The 17,932-nt window shown below is 60.5% G+C and carries 17 protein-coding genes; 11 read left to right on the plus strand and 6 right to left on the minus strand.

The features are described from left to right. Positions 1-144: 144 nt before the first annotated feature. The 8 genes from AC3IP0_RS14345 (at position 145) to AC3IP0_RS14380 (ending at position 8,315) form a co-directional block, all read left to right on the plus strand. Positions 145-1,071: a carbohydrate ABC transporter permease gene (locus AC3IP0_RS14345; protein WP_489315841.1), complete on the plus strand. Its 927-nt coding sequence runs from the start codon at positions 145-147 to the stop codon at positions 1,069-1,071. An 8-nt stretch (positions 1,072-1,079) separates the two neighbouring features. Next, positions 1,080-1,910, plus strand: a complete 831-nt coding sequence (locus AC3IP0_RS14350) for a carbohydrate ABC transporter permease (protein ID WP_150723782.1) — start codon at positions 1,080-1,082, stop codon at positions 1,908-1,910. A 140-nt stretch (positions 1,911-2,050) separates the two neighbouring features. Continuing rightward, positions 2,051-3,154: an ABC transporter ATP-binding protein gene (locus AC3IP0_RS14355; protein WP_489315842.1), complete on the plus strand. Its 1,104-nt coding sequence runs from the start codon at positions 2,051-2,053 to the stop codon at positions 3,152-3,154. A 16-nt stretch (positions 3,155-3,170) separates the two neighbouring features. Then, positions 3,171-4,643: a mannitol dehydrogenase family protein gene (locus tag AC3IP0_RS14360; protein ID WP_489315843.1), complete on the plus strand. Its 1,473-nt coding sequence runs from the start codon at positions 3,171-3,173 to the stop codon at positions 4,641-4,643. Between the two features lie 161 nt (positions 4,644-4,804). Beyond that, complete coding sequence (gene xylB / locus AC3IP0_RS14365; protein ID WP_489315844.1) at positions 4,805-6,319, plus strand: xylulokinase; 1,515 nt, start codon at positions 4,805-4,807, stop codon at positions 6,317-6,319. Positions 6,320-6,326: 7 nt separating this feature from the next. Beyond that, positions 6,327-7,271, plus strand: coding sequence for a carbohydrate kinase family protein (locus AC3IP0_RS14370; RefSeq protein ID WP_489315845.1), 945 nt, complete (start codon positions 6,327-6,329; stop codon positions 7,269-7,271). Positions 7,272-7,561: 290 nt separating this feature from the next. Beyond that, positions 7,562-7,828 carry a DUF2790 domain-containing protein gene (locus AC3IP0_RS14375; RefSeq protein ID WP_489315846.1) on the plus strand — a complete coding sequence of 89 codons (267 nt, stop codon included), beginning with the start codon at positions 7,562-7,564 and terminating at the stop codon, positions 7,826-7,828. A gap of 91 nt (positions 7,829-7,919) precedes the next feature. After that, positions 7,920-8,315 (plus strand): hypothetical protein, encoded by a 396-nt coding sequence (locus tag AC3IP0_RS14380; RefSeq protein ID WP_489315847.1) that lies wholly within the window; start codon positions 7,920-7,922, stop codon positions 8,313-8,315. Here AC3IP0_RS14380 and AC3IP0_RS14385 read toward each other — a convergent pair. Then, positions 8,312-8,578 carry a DUF1652 domain-containing protein gene (locus tag AC3IP0_RS14385; protein ID WP_057714758.1) on the minus strand — a complete coding sequence of 89 codons (267 nt, stop codon included), beginning with the start codon at positions 8,576-8,578 and terminating at the stop codon, positions 8,312-8,314. The two genes, AC3IP0_RS14380 and AC3IP0_RS14385, sit on opposite strands and share 4 nt — an antisense overlap. A gap of 279 nt (positions 8,579-8,857) precedes the next feature. Here AC3IP0_RS14385 and eco point away from each other — a divergent pair, with 279 nt between their 5' ends. Then, complete coding sequence (gene eco / locus AC3IP0_RS14390) at positions 8,858-9,340, plus strand: serine protease inhibitor ecotin (RefSeq protein WP_489325051.1); 483 nt, start codon at positions 8,858-8,860, stop codon at positions 9,338-9,340. Positions 9,341-9,390: 50 nt separating this feature from the next. Here the strand turns inward: eco and ilvA are convergent, their stop codons facing one another. The 4 genes from ilvA to lpxO form a co-directional block, all read right to left on the minus strand. Continuing rightward, positions 9,391-10,404, minus strand: a complete 1,014-nt coding sequence (gene ilvA, locus AC3IP0_RS14395; protein ID WP_489325053.1) for a threonine ammonia-lyase, biosynthetic — start codon at positions 10,402-10,404, stop codon at positions 9,391-9,393. 206 nt (positions 10,405-10,610) lie between these two features. Then, complete coding sequence (locus tag AC3IP0_RS14400) at positions 10,611-11,774, minus strand: PQQ-dependent sugar dehydrogenase (RefSeq protein WP_489325055.1); 1,164 nt, start codon at positions 11,772-11,774, stop codon at positions 10,611-10,613. Positions 11,775-11,841: 67 nt separating this feature from the next. Beyond that, positions 11,842-12,189 (minus strand): hypothetical protein, encoded by a 348-nt coding sequence (locus AC3IP0_RS14405; protein ID WP_489315851.1) that lies wholly within the window; start codon positions 12,187-12,189, stop codon positions 11,842-11,844. Positions 12,190-12,422: 233 nt separating this feature from the next. Further along, on the minus strand, positions 12,423-13,322 hold the full coding sequence (gene lpxO, locus AC3IP0_RS14410) for a lipid A hydroxylase LpxO (protein WP_489315852.1): 900 nt from the start codon (positions 13,320-13,322) through the stop codon (positions 12,423-12,425). Positions 13,323-13,810: 488 nt separating this feature from the next. Here lpxO and AC3IP0_RS14415 point away from each other — a divergent pair, with 488 nt between their 5' ends. Continuing rightward, a complete protein-coding gene (locus tag AC3IP0_RS14415) occupies positions 13,811-15,397 on the plus strand; it encodes an ABC-F family ATPase (RefSeq protein WP_223444549.1) in 1,587 nt (528 codons plus the stop codon). A gap of 234 nt (positions 15,398-15,631) precedes the next feature. Further along, positions 15,632-16,819, plus strand: a complete 1,188-nt coding sequence (locus AC3IP0_RS14420; RefSeq protein ID WP_489325056.1) for an MFS transporter — start codon at positions 15,632-15,634, stop codon at positions 16,817-16,819. 21 nt (positions 16,820-16,840) lie between these two features. Here AC3IP0_RS14420 and AC3IP0_RS14425 read toward each other — a convergent pair whose 3' ends face one another. Beyond that, complete coding sequence (locus AC3IP0_RS14425; protein ID WP_489315854.1) at positions 16,841-17,878, minus strand: alpha/beta hydrolase family protein; 1,038 nt, start codon at positions 17,876-17,878, stop codon at positions 16,841-16,843. Between the last annotated feature and the right edge of the window lie 54 nt (positions 17,879-17,932).

Below are 17,932 nucleotides of genomic sequence, written 5' to 3' on the forward strand. Positions count from 1 at the left end.
CCTGCCCCTGTTCCCTGTGGGAGCGAGCTTGCTCGCGATGAGGCCATGACATTCAACAGTGATGTCGGCTGACAGATTGCTATCGCGAGCAAGCTCGCTCCCACAGTTGATCTTCATTTGCCAGTACCCAATCGGTTTAACGCCATGAATACATCAACTGCCAAAGCTCACATGGACATTGCCCAACCCCAGCGCAAAAGCCGAGTGGCCAATCCCGGTTGGTTTCTGGTCAGCCCTTCGGTGGCCTTGCTGCTGTTGTGGATGATCGTACCGCTGGGTATGACCGTCTACTTCTCGACGATTCGCTACAACTTGCTCAACCCCGGCGAGAACGAGTTCGTCGGCCTGGAAAACTTTACCTACTTCCTCACCGACTCGGGCTTCCTGCCCGGCGCCAGCAACACGCTGTTGCTGGTGGGCAGCGTGCTGCTGATCAGTGTGGTGCTCGGCGTGCTGATCAGTGCATTGCTTGAAGCCAGTGAGTTTTTCGGTCGCGGCATCGTGCGGGTGATGCTGATCTCACCGTTTTTCATCATGCCCACGGTGGGTGCACTGATCTGGAAGAACCTGATTTTCCATCCGGTGTCGGGGATCCTCGCCTACGTCTGGAAGCTGTTCGGCGCCCAACCGGTGGACTGGCTGGCGCACTACCCGCTGCTGTCGATCATCATCATTGTCTCGTGGCAATGGCTGCCCTTCGCGATCCTGATCCTGATGACCGCCATGCAGTCCCTCGACCAGGAACAGAAAGAAGCCGCGCGCCTGGACGGTGCCGGACCCATCGCGATTTTCTGGCACCTGACCTTGCCACACCTGGCACGACCGATTGCGGTAGTGGTGATGATCGAAACCATCTTCCTGCTCTCGGTGTTCGCCGAAATCTTCACCACCACCAACGGCGGCCCCGGCTACGCCTCGACCAACCTCGCCTACCTGATCTACAACCAGGCGCTGGTGCAGTTCGACGTCGGCATGGCCTCGGCGGGCGGCCTGATCGCCGTGGTCATCGCCAACATCGCCGCGATCATTCTGGTGCGGATGATCGGCAAAAACCTGACCGACAAAGCCTGAGGCCTGCCATGACTCTTCAACAATCCCGTCGCCTGCAAAGCCTGCTGCTCGGTACGCTGGCCTGGGCCATCGCCATCGTGATCTTCTTCCCGATCTTCTGGATGGTACTGACCAGTTTCAAGACCGAAATCGATGCCTTCGCCACGCCGCCGCAGTTCATCTTCATGCCGACGCTGGAGAACTATCTGCACATCAACGAGCGCAGCGACTATTTCAGCTTTGCCTGGAACTCGGTGGTGATTTCCTTCAGCGCCACGGCCCTGTGCCTGCTGATCGCGGTGCCGGCGGCCTACTCCATGGCGTTCTACGAAACCCAACGCACCAGAGGCACGCTGCTGTGGATGCTCTCGACCAAGATGCTGCCGCCAGTGGGCGTGCTGATGCCGATCTACCTGCTGGCCAAGAGTTTCGGCCTGCTCGACACGCGGATCGCGCTGATCGTCATCTACACGCTGATCAACCTGCCGATCGTGGTCTGGATGATTTACACCTACTTCAAGGACATCCCCAAGGACATCCTCGAAGCCGCGCGGCTGGACGGCGCAACGCTGGCCCAGGAAATGCTCCGGGTGCTGCTGCCCATTGCCAAGGGCGGCCTGGCATCCACGGTGCTGCTGTCGCTGATCCTGTGCTGGAACGAGGCCTTCTGGTCGCTGAACCTGACCTCCTCGAAAGCCGCACCGCTGACCGCATTGATCGCCTCGTACTCAAGCCCCGAAGGGCTGTTCTGGGCCAAGTTGTCGGCCGTCTCGACCCTGGCCTGTGCGCCGATCCTGATCTTCGGCTGGATCAGCCAGAAACAACTGGTGCGCGGCCTGTCGTTCGGCGCCGTGAAATGAAGAACGCAACAGCCCTCTGTAGGAGCTGGCGCAGCCTGCGATCTTTTGGCGGCTTCAGACCGCTGAAAATCCAAATCAAAAGATCGCAGCCTTCGGCAGCTCCTACGGGAATGTGAACATCAAAGTGGAGGCCCATCACCATGGCCAACCTGAAAATCAAGAATCTGCAAAAAGGCTTCGAAGGCTTTTCCATCATCAAGGGCATTGACCTTGAAGTGAACGACAAGGAGTTCGTGGTCTTCGTCGGCCCGTCGGGCTGCGGTAAATCCACGCTACTGCGGCTGATTGCAGGGCTGGAGGAAGTCAGCGGCGGCACCATCGAACTCGATGGCCGCGACATCACCGAAGTGAGCCCGGCCAAGCGCGACCTGGCGATGGTGTTCCAGACCTACGCCTTGTACCCGCACATGAGCGTGCGCAAGAACATGTCGTTTGCCCTCGACCTGGCCGGCGTGGCGAAAGCCGAAGTGGAGAAAAAGGTCGGCGAAGCCGCGCGCATCCTCGAACTGGGGCCGATGCTGGAGCGCAAGCCCAAGCAACTGTCCGGCGGCCAGCGCCAGCGCGTGGCGATTGGCCGGGCCATCGTGCGCAACCCGAAAATCTTCCTGTTCGACGAACCGTTGTCCAACCTCGATGCCGCCCTGCGGGTGCAGATGCGCCTGGAACTGTTGCGCCTGCACAAAGAACTGCAAGCCACGATGATCTACGTGACTCACGACCAGGTCGAAGCGATGACCATGGCCGACAAAGTGGTCGTACTCAATGGCGGCAAGATCGAGCAGGTCGGTTCGCCGCTGGATCTCTATCACCAGCCGGCCAACCTGTTCGTCGCCGGTTTCCTGGGCACGCCGAAAATGGGCTTCCTCAAGGGCAAGGTCACCCGCGTCGACAACCAGGGCTGTGAAGTGCAACTGGACGCCGGAACCCGCATCAGCCTGCCCTTGAGCGGCAGGCATCTGAACGTCGGGAGTGCGGTGACGCTGGGCATTCGCCCGGAACACCTGGAACTGGCCAAACCCGGCGACTGCACCCTGCAGGTCACCGCCGATGTCAGCGAGCGCCTGGGCAGCGACACCTTTTGCCACGTCCGGACGGCATCCGGCGAAGCGCTGACCATGCGCGTTCGCGGCGATCTGGCCAGCCGCTACGGTGAAACCCTGAGCCTGCATCTGGATGCGCAACACTGCCATTTGTTCGATGCCGACGGCGTGGCGTTGACCCGCCCGTTGCGCGTTGCTGCCTGACTTCAGAGAGCCTGCGATGAAACTGAACAACCACAACCTCAGCCGCCTCGCCCCTGAAGTGGTTCTGCCCGCCTACGCCCTAAGCGAGACCCGCCAAGGCATCGCGCACATCGGCGTCGGCGGTTTCCACCGTGCCCATCAGGCGTACTACACCGACGCCTTGATGAATACCGGCGAAGGCCTGGACTGGGCCATCTGCGGTGTCGGCCTGCGCGCTGAAGACCGCCGCGCCCGTGACGATCTCAAGGATCAGGATTATCTGTTCACCCTGTTCGAACTCGGCGATAGCGACGACACCGAAGTGCGGGTGATCGGCGCCCTGCGTGACATGCTGCTGGCCGAGGACGGTGCCCAGGCATTGATCGACAAACTGGCCAGCCCCGAGATCCGCATCGTCTCGCTGACCATCACCGAAGGCGGTTACTGCATCGACGACAGCAGCGGCGAGTTCATGGCGCACTTGCCGCAGATCCAGCATGACCTGGCGCACCCGAATGACCCGAAAACCGTATTCGGTTTCCTCTGTGCCGCACTGGCCAGGCGCCGCGCCGCCGGCACAGCGGCCTTCACCCTGATGTCCTGCGATAACCTGCCGTACAACGGCGCCGTTACCCGCAAGGCTCTGTTGGCTTTCGCCGCCTTGCACGACGGCCAATTGCGCGACTGGATCGACACCAACGTCAGTTTCCCCAACGCCATGGTCGACCGCATCACGCCGATGACCAGCACTCGGCATCGCCTGCAACTGGCGGACCAGCATGGGGTGGACGATGCCTGGCCGGTGGTCTGTGAACCCTTCGCGCAATGGGTGCTGGAAGACAGGTTCGTCAACGGCCGCCCGGCCTGGGAAAAGGTCGGCGTGCAATTCACCGACGACGTCACGCCCTACGAAGAAATGAAGATCAAGCTGCTCAACGGCAGTCATCTGGCGCTGACCTACCTGGGGTTCCTGAAGGGTTACCGCTTCGTCCATGAGACCATGAACGACCCGCTGTTCGTGCGCTACATGCGCGCCTACATGGACCTGGATGTGACGCCACAGTTGCCGGCGGTGCCGGGAATCGACTTGACCGAATACAAGAACACCCTGGTGGCGCGGTTTTCCAATCAGGCGATTGCCGATCAGCTTGAACGGGTGTGTTCGGACGGTTCGTCGAAGTTTCCGAAATTCACCGTACCGACCATCAACCGCCTGATCGCCGATGGCCGCGAGACCAAGCGCGCAGCGTTGGTGGTGGCGGCGTGGGCGCTGTACCTCAAGGGCGTGGATGAGCATGGCGAGACCTACTCGATTGCGGATCCGCGGGCGGCGTTCTGCCAGGCGCTTGTGGCCGACGATGCGCTGATTACCCAGCGCTTGCTGGCGGTCGAGGAGATTTTTGGTACGGCCATTGCGCGCTCGCCGGAGTTTGTCGCGGCGTTTGAGTGGTGCTGCAACAGTTTGCGCGAGGTCGGGGTGTCGCGGACTCTGGAACGAGTTTTGGCGTAAGTCCTGCGGTGGAGCTGCTGCCGTCTTCGCGGGCAAGCCCGCTCCCACAGGGCTCGCGTTGTTCACAAATCTTGGGTTCACCGCACTTCCTGTGGGAGCGGGCTTGCCCGCGATGGCGGCATGAAAGGCGACATCCATGTTGAATGATCCAAGGATCCATTATGCCAAACCAAGAACTCTTCCTCGGCATCGACTGCGGCACCCAGGGCACCAAGGCCATCATCCTCGACGCGGCCAGTGGTGAAGTGCTCGGCCAGGGAGCCGCCAGCCACAATCTGATCAGCGGCCCCAATGGCCGCCGCGAGCAGGACACCCAGCAGTGGGTCGAAGCCTTCGCCACCGCCACCCGTCGCGCCTTGCTCGCGGCCAAAGTCGATGGCCAGTCGATTCTCGGCATTGGCGTATCCGGCCAGCAACACGGCCTGGTGCTGCTCGACGATCAGGGCAAGGTCCTGCGTGCGGCCAAACTCTGGTGCGATACCGAAACCACCCCGGAGAACGACCGACTGCTGGCCCATCTGGGTGGCGAAAAGGGTTCGCTGGAACGCCTCGGCGTGGTCATCGCGCCGGGTTACACCGTATCCAAGCTGTTATGGACCAAAGAGCAGCATCCCGAGGTGTTCTCCCGTATCGCCCGCATCTTGCTGCCCCACGACTACCTCAACCATTGGCTCACCGGCCGCAGTTGCAGCGAATTTGGCGATGCCTCGGGCACCGGGTATTTCAATGTAAGTACGCGCCAGTGGGATTTGCAATTGCTGCGTGACATCGACCCCAGCGGACGCCTGCAAGCCGCGCTGCCGGAATTGATCGATGCCCACCAGGCGGTCGGCACGATTCTGCCGGGCATCGCCGAACACCTGGGCATCAACCCCCGGGCACTGGTGTCCAGCGGTGGCGGCGACAACATGATGGGCGCCATCGGCACCGGCAACATCCAGCCCGGAGCAATCACCATGAGCCTCGGCTCGTCGGGCACGGTATACGCCTACGCCGATCAGCCGAACGTCGCCGCGGATGCCGCGGATGCCGCGGTTGCCACGTTCTGCTCTTCCAGCGGCGGCTGGTTGCCATTGATCTGCACCATGAACCTGACCAATGCCACCGGCCTGATTCGCGACCTGCTGGACCTCGACATCGATCAGTTCAACGAACTGGTTGCCGAGGCGCCGATCGGTGCCGAAGGCGTTTGCATGCTGCCGTTCTTCAACGGCGAACGGGTGCCTGCCCTGCCCCATGCCAGCGCCAGCCTGTCGGGTTTGACCATGAGCAACCTGACCCGGGCCAACCTGTGCCGCGCCGTGGTCGAAGGCACGACGTTCGGTTTGCGTTACGGACTGGACCAGCTGCGCCACAATGGCTTACAAAGCCGCAGCATTCGGCTGATCGGCGGTGGGTCAAAAAGTGCGGTCTGGCGGCAGATTGTCGCCGACACCATGAATACACCGGTGATCTGTACCGAACAAAGCGAGGCTGCAGCCTTGGGCGCGGCGATTCAGGCGGCCTGGTGCGTATCGCGGGCGAACGGGCGCGAAGACAGCCTGGCGCAATTGTGCGAGCGCTGCGTAAAACTCGACCCGGCCAGTGAAACCCTGCCGGTCGCCGACAATGTGCAAGCCTGTCAGCAGGTGTATGAACGGTATCGACAGCAAGTCGCAACCCTAATTGAAGAGTGAACAAACTATGTACCTGGTGTGTGGCGAAGCGCTGTTCGATTTTTTCAGTGAAAACGACGCCAGCGGTCTGGCGTCCAAAGTGAACTTCAAAGCCATTGCCGGTGGCTCGCCGTTCAACGTGGCGGTGGGCTTGCGCCGCTTGGGCGTGGACGCGGCGCTGTTGGCCGGGTTGTCCACCGACTACCTGGGCCGGCGCCTGCTGCAAGTGTTGCAAGATGAAGGCGTGTGCCAGGACTACCTGCTGGATTTTGCCGCGCCGACCACCCTGGCGATGGTCGCGGTGGGGGCCAATGGCTCGCCGCAGTACAGCTTCCGTGGCGAAGGCTGCGCGGATCGACAATTGCAACCGGAGCACCTGCCGGTACTCGGGCCTGAAGTGCGTGGCCTGCATATCGGCTCGTTCTCCCTGGTGGTGCAACCGATTGCCGACACGCTATTGGCATTGGTGCGCCGGGAAAGCGGCAAGCGCCTGATCAGCCTCGACCCGAACGTTCGCCTGAATCCGGAGCCGGACATCGACCTGTGGCGTAATCGGATCGCGACGCTGGTGGAACTGGCCGACCTGATCAAGGTCAGCGACGAGGACCTGCATCTGCTGTACCCCGGCCAGGACCCGGCGCAGGTGATCGAAGGCTGGTTGCAGCACCGCTGTCAGCTGGTCTTCCTGACCCGGGGTGGCGAAGGCGCGAGCGTATTCAGTCGGACTCACGGTTCGTGGTCGGCTCCCGCCTGTTCGGCAAAAATCGCCGACACCGTGGGTGCGGGCGATACCTTTCAGGCGGCGCTGATTACCTGGCTGACCGAACAGCAGATGGATTCAGTGGAGGGCGTGAAGCAACTTGGCCGCGAGCAGATTGACCGCATGCTGAAGTTCGCGGTGCAGGCGGCGGCGTTGACGTGCAGCAAGACCGGACCGGATTTGCCTTACCGGCAGCAACTGGATCTGCACTGAGTTCGAGGACCTCATCGCGAGCAAGCTCGCTCCCACAGGGTTGCGGGTCGTTCACAGCATTTGTGTCCACCCTTGTTCGCGATGACTTTCCATCAGGCGCCCGATGGTCTTAACTGATACACAGGATCGCGTACCCGCGACAGGCGGTGTTCAGCCGGGTTAACCCTCGCTTAACCGTGCGATCCAACACTTCACTGGACCGCACGCCCTCAGACTGTTCTGACGCCCAGTGCGGCAAGTTCGACAAGCGACACATCGAACTGACATTCCGTCCGCACCGGAGATCGCTGATGAACACTCGCACCCTGCTGGTTACCGCCGCCCTCGCCTGCACCGCGTTTGCCGGCCTGGCTCAGGCCAATGACACCACGACCTCCCAAGCCGTGCCCTATCACTACGGCATGCCATTGCATGTCAGCAAAGTGATTTCACTGACCGAGCCGGACACCCTGGAGTGCAAAGTGGTGACGGCCGAGATGAAGTACATCGATGACACGGGAAAACCCGCAGAAATTTCCTATCGTAAACTTTCCGACGCTTGCGAGAACCAGGGCTGACTGAAAAGTCTGATTTGGTACTTGGCGGTATTCCTTTGAGGGTTGCGGCGCTATGCTCTAGCGCCTCCCTCTCTGCCCGCAAGGATTCGCCATGCAGTTGTCGTTTCGCACGCTGTCGATGTTTACCGCCGCCTTATGTCTTTTGCTGAGCCTGGTCTGGGGCCTGACACCGCAATGGTTATTGTCGTTCTGGGACATCGAGTTTTCATTCGCGGTGGGATTGGTCGCGCGACGCACCGCCGTGCTGTTTGGGGCGTTGAGCGTGTTCTCTTTTCTGGTTCGCAACGCGCCCCCGTGCGAAACCCGAAATGCGCTGAGCCTCGGCTTCGTCGTCGGTAGCTGGGGATTGGCGGTGCTGGGTTTTGCCGAATGGCTCAACGGTCATGTCGGGCCGGGGATTTTGCTGGCGGTCGGGTTTGAACTGGCGCTGGGCCTGGCGTTCTTCCAGACCCGGCGCGTGTCCGTGGAACTCGAAACAGCAAGCTAGAGCGCTTTGCCCAGCATGGAGTGCGGCTCGACCTCGACGTGATGCTGTCTGGAACGCAGTTGGGCAATCAACTCGTTGATTTCCCGACAACCATTGAGCCCGGAGGCATCGATGCCGGTGACCAATAGATCGAGCTGATCGGTTTGCCCGTCTGCATAGACCTTGACGGTCATCGACAGATCCGGTGACAGGGTGCACTGGCAGCGCTTGGGCAGAAAACTGCTTTCGATGATATTGCGAATTTCCAAGGCAGAAAGAAACATGGCGACTCCCTCCTTTGTGAAACTGCTCGACGATCAATGCTTGCTCATTTGAAATCCCGGCAAGCTTCAAGGACAGCTACAGCATAAAACATACCCTGAACTTCGTTGTGCAGCTCATCGGCAATTCAAGGGTCCGGACGAGTTACCTGTAAAGCCTGTCATGCAATTTGCAATTATAGACCCTGGCGCCCCTGTAATTTGCACACTGGGCATCCCGGGTTTGCATTCACTGCACACGACAGTGAAAATGCCGCCCTTCACTTCAAGCAAGGAAGCATCATGAGTTCGTTGACCGTTAACGCTGGCGCAGCGCTAGTCGCACTGGGGCTTGCCGGCGTGGCGCATGCCGCCAAACTCGAAGACACCGCACCTTATCCGAAGGCCGAAAGCGGGTTCACCCGCCAGGTGATCCACCTTGCGCCACAGACCCGGGAAAACGACTTCCAGGTCGAGATCCTGGCCGGCAAGACGATGACCGTCGACTGCAACAACCCGCGCCTGGGTGGCATTCTCGAGGAGAAGAACCTCGAGGGTTGGGGTTATCCGTTCTATCGCCTGGAAAATGTCATTGGCCCGATGAGCACGCTGATGGCCTGCCCGGCCGGCACGAGCAAACAGGGTTTTGTACCGGTGGTCGGTGACGGCTTTCTGCTGCGTTACAACAGCAAGCTGCCGCTCGTGCTGTACGTGCCCAAGGACATCGAAGTGCGCTACCGGATCTGGTCGGCATCGGCCAAGGTCGAGAAAGCCGTTCAGGAATAACCCGGCATCCGGCGGACCCTCGCGGCGTCCGCTGTCGACCGGCCCAAGCGTCATGCCGGGGCGCCACTCAACGCGGCGCGCTCGGCCACATGCCCCAGGCTGTCGAAGTTGATATTGGCACCCGAGTCGATCGCCACCAGGGTCTGCCCCAAGGCACCGGTTTGCACGACGTATTTCTTGATCCCGGCCACCGCCAGCGCGCCGGAAGGTTCGGTGATCGAGCGGGTATCGTCGTAGATATTCTTGATTGCCGCGCAAAGCTCATCGTTGCTGACCGTCACCACGTCATCGACGCAAAACCGGCAGACCTCAAAACCGTAAGCGCCGATCTGCGCCACCGCCACCCCATCGGCGAAGGAGCCGACGCTCGGCAGCACAACCCGTTCGCCGGCATGCATCGCCGCTTGCAGACACGCGGAATATTCCGACTCGACGCCAATGATGCGAATTTCCGGTCGCAGGTATTTGACGTAAGCAGCGATACCCGCGATCAGCCCGCCGCCGCCCACCGGCACGAAGATCGCGTCCAGCGGCCCCTGATGCTGGCGCAGGATCTCCATGGCCACGGTGCCTTGCCCCGCGATCACCTCCGGGTCGTCGAACGGCGATACAAAGGTGCGACCGGTTTCCAAGGCCAGGTCCAGTGCATAGGCCAGCGCAAACGGAAAACTTTCGCCGTACAGCACCGCATCGGCGCCGCGACTGCGCACCCCGATGACCTTCAGTTGCGGCGTCGTGCAGGGCATGACGATGGTGGCGTTGATCCCCAGTTCCCGTGCCGCCAGTGCCACACCCTGCGCATGATTGCCGGCAGAGGCCGTGACCACGCCGCGAGCCTTTTGCGCTTCGCTCAGTTGCACCAGCTTGTTGTAGGCGCCGCGGATCTTGAAGGAAAAGGTCGGTTGCAAGTCCTCGCGCTTGAGCAGGATCTGGTTGCCCAAGGCTTCGGACAAGGCCTGCGCCGGTTGCAACGGCGTGCGCACGGCCAGTTCATAGACCGGCGCGGCAAGGATTTTTTTGACGTAGTGTTCAAGCAGGCTTTGCTGGACGGTCGTAAAACTCATGGTCGTCTCCTGACATTGTTCGGGGCCCGGGAGACAGAAAGTAAAAACCCGCCTCCAGGGCGGGTTGGGTGCTGCAGTCGTGAGCTAGCCCGCCAAATGAGGAATGGCGGTAATAATGCTTGGCTGGCAGCGCAATACGGTGGAAGTCATGGCTGGAAATTAGCCGGGTGTTGATGGCAAGTCAATGGCAAGTTTTTGTAGATGCCTTAGTCTGCCGGCAACTTCAACCCGACCTTGTAAACGCCACCGTTCTCCTCATCGGTCAAAACATACAAGTAGCCATCCGGCCCCTGCCGTACATCGCGGATGCGTTTTTTCAAATCCCCGAGCAAGCGCTCCTCGTGGATCACCTTGTCGCCATCGAACTCCAGGCGGATCAGTTCCTGGCTGATCAACGCGCCGATAAACACGTTGCGCTGCCAGGCCTTGAAACGATCGGCATCGTAGAACGCCATGCCACTCAGGCCCGGGGACTTTTCCCAGACGTGGTTCGGGGCAACGGTGCCTTCGGCGGTTTCACCCTTGGCTTCGGGAATCGGTTGACCTGAGTAGTTGATGCCATGGGTCGCCAGCGGCCAGCCGTAATTCTTGCCGCGCTCGATGATGTTGACTTCATCGCCGCCCAGAGGGCCGTGTTCGTTTTCCCACAGCGTGCCGTTCCACGGGTTGAGCGCCGCGCCTTGCGGGTTACGCTGCCCGTAGGACCAGATCTCCGGGCGCACGTTGGCCTGGCCGACAAAGGGGTTGTCCTTGGGCACCGTGCCATCCGGGTAGATTCGCACCACTTTGCCTTGCAGCTTGTCGAGGTCCTGGGCGGTCGGACGGTCGTTGTTTTCCCCCAGGGTCACGAACAGATAGCCGTCTCGATCAAACACCAGCCGCGAGCCAAAATGGTTGCCGACCGAGAGTTTGGGCTCCTGACGCAAGATCACCTGGAAATCCTTGAGCGCCGTCATATCGTCGGAGAGTCGACCGCGGCCCACCGCTGTGCCGGCCTTGTCGCCCTGACCGCCACCTTCGGCATAGGACAGATAGACCATCCGGTCCTGCTTGAAGTCGGGCGACAGCGCCACGTCGAGCAATCCACCCTGCCCCTTGGCCCAGACCGTGGGTACGCCATTGAGCGGTGCAGACAACTTGCCTTCGGCAGTCACCAACCGCAGGTTGCCGGGCCGTTCGGTCACCAGCATGCCTTTGCGATCCGGCAGGAATGCCAGGGCCCAGGGGTGCTCCAGCCCCGTCACGATGGGGGTGACCTCAAGGGTGCCGTCTTCGCTTTTCATCGTCTGGGCCGGCGCGGCAAGCACAGGGACCGTGGCGCTGATCAATACGCCGGCACAGAGGGTTGCCAACAGGTTTTTACGCAACATGCAGGATTCCTTTTCTGATGGAAATGAGGCCCGGTGAAAAATAGCGGGTAGACGTCATGCCTGCCACTCAACGGGTGTTGGTACCAGTGTCTCGTGGGGGTGGATTGGGAATGAATTTCGGTGGGCTGGTGGGCGCTGTCCGGTCGGGATAGCGATTGCCGATGCCACCGTTGTCCAGCGTCGGCGGGCGCGGGACCGGCACGGTATTGGGTCCGCGCATTGCCGGGGCACTGGGTTGAGTACCTTGCATGCTGTTGGGATTAGCCCGCCGAATCGGGCTGTTGTAAGGATTGTTGCTGGTGCTGCCCGGCAGGTTTTGGGCCAACTGCAACGAAGCACATACGTCAGCCTGGACCAAGGGACCCAGTACGCCACTCAAGGCCAGCATAATGGCGCCAAACACGTATCGGTTCATGGGGTGCCTCTCTGCGTCCGCGTGGATAAGGACTTCGATACCACGCTACGCCCGAGGTTCGGATTTGTTAACCAAAAACTCCCCGGCACGATGTAATACGACGTTGATCCGGCCTCTTCGCGAGCAGGCTCGCTCCCCCAATGGACGGTGGGCATTCATGACATTTGTGGTTGGCTCAAAACCTGTGTGAGCGTGGCTCGCCCGCGATGAGGCCTGCCGCCCGAACACCCGGCTCAGATCAGAATGAAGACCGCCAGCACCCCGGCAAAGATCGACCACTTTTGGAGGTAGTAAAGCTTGCGGTTGCGCTTTTTCAGTTCCTTGGCGCGCAGGCGAACCTTGTAGACCTTGCTGAACAATCGATTGAGCCCGCCGGTCCGGTCTCCGTCCTCGTTCGGTGCACCGGCCGCCGACATGACATTGCGACTGAACCAGCGATTGAATGCCGCCGCCCACCGATATTTCATCGGCCGCTCGACGTCGCAGAACAAGATGATGCGATTGTGCGGCGTGGTGTTCTCTGCGTAATGAATGTAGGTCTCATCGAACATCACCGCTTCGCCATCGCGCCAATGGTAGTTCTGGCCATCGACATTGATGTAGCAACCGTCAGCGTTGGGTGTGTCCAGCCCGAGATGATAACGGTACGAACCGGCATACGGGTCGCGGTGGCGCACCAGTCTGGAGCCCGGTGGCAACTCGGCGAACATCGCCGCCTTGATCGAGCCAATGCCCTGCACCAGTTCGGTGGTGCGCGGGCAGAGCTTCATGGCCGACGGGTGGCTATCGCCATACCACTTCAGATAGAAGCGCTTCCAGCCGGTCTTGAAAAACGAGTTGAAACCGACGTCATCGTATTGGTTCGAACGCTTGATTTCGCCAGCGTGAAGCAAGTTCTGGCCTTCGGCACGAATTTCTTCCCAATGCGCCTGCAGCGGGCTCAGGTCGGGAAAATCAGCCGGATCGAGATACGGTTTGTTGGGGATTTTCGAAAACAGATAAAGAAAGCAGTTGATCGGCGCCAGGAACGTCGAGTGATCACTCAACTGGCGGCCCAGCTTATGGCGCACCCGGCCACGCAGGTGGACGTACGCAATAGAGACAATGTAGATAACGGCTATGATCAGTTTCACGGAAATCGTCACAGGTCGGAAGTAAACAAACTGCGCCCTTTACCGGCATGCCGGTCCCCGGGTCTTGTGCAGCGGCTGAATACGAAACAGCGGCCCCTTGGTGCCATCCAGCCACGCCGATGGTTGCCGTTCAGCTGTTAGATGGCATTTTAGCCACAGTTTGTAACCAATAGTTAACCTGTAACTGTGAAAATGTGTCCGCAAAAACCGCCAAAGCGTAGCAGAGGCCTCATCGCCCTATCGTTTAAAGAGCCAGACCAGTACAATCGCCGCCAAACTTTACGCGCCCCCAGGTTGAGAGCGGGAAAATCCCCTTTCAGCGCACATTGACTCGGGCCAGGCGCGCCACATGCAGCTGTCCACTTGATGCCAGATGGATCTTCCACTGCCGATCGGGATGAATGTCCCGGGGTCCGGACAGTGGAAACGGGTACTGAACCGGTACTGCCGCAACCCTAGCTACTCTGAATGCTTCGCAGGAAAAACCTTTGATTTCTACAGCTAACATCACGATGCAGTTCGGCGCCAAGCCGCTCTTCGAAAACGTTTCGGTCAAGTTCAACGGTGGCAACCGTTACGGTCTGATCGGCGCCAACGGTTGCGGCAAGTCGACCTTCATGAAGATTCTCGGCAACGACCTCGAGCCGTCCGGCGGCCAAGTCATGCTGGAGCCGAACGTGCGCCTGGGTAAATTGCGCCAGGACCAGTTCGCCTACGAAGAATTCACCGTGATCGACACCGTGATCATGGGTCACGAAGAGCTGTGGAAGGTCAAGGCCGAGCGCGACCGCATCTATTCGCTGCCGGAAATGAGCGAAGCAGACGGCATGGCCGTGGCCGAGCTGGAAACCGAATTCGCCGAAATGGATGGCTACACCGCTGAATCCCGCGCCGGCGAACTGCTGCTGGGCCTGGGTATCCCACTGGAACAGCATTTCGGCCCGATGTCCGAAGTCGCTCCGGGCTGGAAACTGCGGGTATTGCTGGCTCAGGCATTGTTCTCCGATCCTGAAGTGCTGTTGCTCGACGAACCGACCAACCACCTGGACATCAACACCATCCGCTGGCTGGAAACGATTCTCAAGGCGCGTAACAGCACCATGATCATCATTTCCCACGACCGTCACTTCCTCAACAGCGTGTGCACTCACATGGCTGACCTGGACTACGGCGAGCTGCGTCTGTTCCCGGGCAACTACGACGAGTACATGACGGCGGCCACTCAGTCCCGCGAGCAACTGCTGTCGGACAACGCCAAGAAGAAAGCCCAGATCTCCGAACTGCAAACCTTCGTCAGCCGCTTCTCGGCCAACGCCTCGAAAGCCAAGCAGGCCACTTCCCGCGCCAAGCAGATCGACAAGATCCAGCTGGCCGAGGTCAAGCCTTCGAGCCGCGTGAGCCCGTTCATCCGTTTCGAACAGACCAAGAAGCTGCACCGCCAGGCCGTGACCATCGAGCAGATGTCCAAGGGCTTCGACGGCAAGACCCTGTTCAAGAACTTCAGCTTCACCGTCGAAGCCGGCGAGCGCGTGGCGATCATCGGCCCGAACGGTATCGGCAAGACCACCCTGCTGCGCACCCTGATGAGCGAGCTGACCCCGGACGCCGGCTCCGTGAAATGGACCGAAAGCGCGGAACTGGGCTACTACGCCCAGGACCACGCCCATGACTTCGAAGACGACGTCAGCCTGTTCGACTGGATGGGCCAGTGGACTCAGGGCGAGCAGATCATCCGTGGCACCCTGGGCCGCATGCTGTTCTCCAACGACGAGATCCTCAAGTCGGTCAAGGTCATCTCCGGTGGTGAGCAAGGCCGCATGCTGTTCGGCAAGCTGATCCTGCAAAAGCCGAACGTACTGGTGATGGACGAACCGACCAACCACCTGGACATGGAATCGATCGAAGCGCTGAACCTGGCGCTGGAAAACTACCCGGGCACGCTGATCTTCGTCAGCCACGACCGTGAGTTCGTATCGTCCCTGGCCACCCGCATCATCGAGTTGAGCCCTAACGGCGTGACCGACTTCAGCGGCACCTATGACGACTACCTGCGCAGTCAGGGTGTGGTGTTCTAAAGGTAGCTACAAGCCTTTAGCTGCAAGCTGCAAGTGAAAAGCCCTGTCCATGTGACGGGGCTTTTTGCATTTAGAGGCCAAAAGATCGCAGCCTTCGGCAGCCCCTACAATTGATGGTGTACACCCTGTAGGAGCTGCCGAAGGCTGCGATCTTTTAATCGTTAGCCTGCTTTCTTTTATCGCAACGCCGCGCCATGATGCAGGTCTCCCACCGCCGTCCGCGAACGAGCCCTCATGTCTGTGCAGCAAGTGCCTCCGCAAAGCTCCATGGCGATCACACTGCAGATCGTCTCCATCGTTTTCTATACCTTCATCGCCTTCCTCTGCATCGGACTGCCGATTGCGGTGTTGCCGGGTTATGTCCACGAACAACTCGGGTTCAGCGCCATCGTGGCCGGATTGACCATCGGCTCGCAATACCTCGCCACCCTGCTCAGCCGGCCCATGGCCGGGCGGATGTCCGACAGCGTTGGCACCAAGCGCGCAATCATCTATGGCTTGTCGGGGATTGTGCTCAGCGGCGTGCTGACCTTGCTGTCGACCCTGTTGCAGGGCTTTCCCTTGCTCAGCCTGCTGATCCTGATCGCCGGGCGCCTGTTGCTGGGGATCGCACAAGGATTGATCGGCGTCGGCACCATCAGTTGGTGCATGGGCCAGGTCGGCGCCGAGCATACCGCGCGGTCGATCTCCTGGAACGGCATCGCGTCCTATGGTGCGATTGCCATTGGTGCGCCGCTGGGTGTGGTCATGGTGCAACAACTGGGTTTCGCCAGCCTGGGCATTGCCCTGTCGCTGCTGGCCCTGGCCGCACTGTTGCTGATTCGCAACAAGCCCTCGGTGCCGGTGGTGCGCGGTGAACGTTTGCCGTTCTGGGCCGTGTTCGGACGCATTGCGCCGATTGGCGCGAGCCTGAGCCTGGCGTCCATTGGCTACGGCACCCTGACGACCTTTATCACCCTGTACTACGTCAATCGCGGCTGGACCGGCGCGGCCTACTGCCTGACCGTGTTCGGCGTGTGTTTCATTCTGTCGCGGCTGCTGTTCATATCCGCCATCAATCGTTTTGGCGGGTTCACGTCGGCCATTGCCTGCATGTGCATTGAGACAGTTGGCCTGGTGCTGTTGTGGCTGGCACCATCGACCGAGTACGCGCTCATTGGCGCCGGCCTGACCGGATTCGGCCTGTCCCTGGTGTATCCGGCGCTGGGTGTCGAAGCCATCAAACAGGTGCCCAACTCCAGCCGGGGCGCGGGCCTGAGTGCTTATGCGGTGTTTTTCGACCTGGCGCTGGCCATCGCCGGCCCGTTGATGGGCGCAGTGGCGTTGAACCTGGGGTATGTGTGGATTTTCTTCGGTGCGGCACTGTTGTCGGTGACGGGGCTGGGGCTGACGTTGCTGCTCAAGCGCCGCGCGACAGCTTAAACCTGTGGGATATCTGGCGCATTACTGATCGGCAGTCTGCATCCCGGCCCGGGTCGGCCTACCCAGGGTGCGCGAGAAGAACCTTCCTGCTTCAGAGATCAGATTGCGGTGAATGTCTTGCCGATCGACGCCATCGGCATCGGTGCACAGCGCGGGCATGATCACGATCTGCTCGTCATTGCACGGTGCCATGAAGACGAAGTGCCCTGCCCCGGCCAATAACTTGAAGTCAGGCGCCGTCGGCAGTTTGCGCGCCAGTGCCGCGGCGTTCTTGTCGACAGCCACCAGTTTGTCGCCATCGCCGCTGTAAAGCAGTACCGGCACATGCACGTCGGCCAAGGTGTGGCGGCCGAACTTCAGGCTCAACGGCGCCATCAGCATCAAGGCGTGGACGCGAGGATCAGCTACCGGTTGCAGGTCGTCGCGGTCGACAATCAATTCGCCCTGGGTGTTGCAGGCATCGCGGTCGTCCGGGCGCTCCTGGCAGTAACGGCGCAGGCGATCCAGGTCCGGGGTCGCACCGGACAGAATCAACGCGGTCTCGCCACCGGCCGAGTAACCGATGACCCCTACCTGGTCGGCATTGACGAACGGCGACAGCATACGGTCGCCCAAGGTCTCGGTAATGGCTTCGGAAACCTGGATCGGCCGGCCGTACAGGTTACTCAAAGTACCGAGTCGGCTGTGGTCCCTGGAGTTGTCACCGGGGTGAATCACCGCCACCACGACAAAACCTTTGCGCGCCAGTGACGTGGCAAGGTCGTGCAGGGCCAGGGGGGTGCCGGTGTTTCCGTGGGACAGCATCAGCATCGGGAACCGGCCGATGGCGACCTTGGTGTCCTCCCCGGCTTCGACGGTGTAACCCTCGAGCTTGCTGGTGTGCTCCCGATCACTGGAAGGATAGAAGGCGATGGCGCGCATCGGCTGCAGGTCCAGCGGGTCGAGAAAAGTCATCTCATGGAAGCCGACGCTCCAGTGAGGATGCGGTGCAGGCGCGGCGTGCACTGTATTCAAGCTGCTGAGCAGGCAAATCAGTAAAGTTGCACAAAGACGCACCATGGGATGCCCCACCTTGTTACCGGACTTGAGACGTACGCCCTGGACGGCATAAGC

The organism is Pseudomonas sp. GL_103, assembly GCF_057835175.1.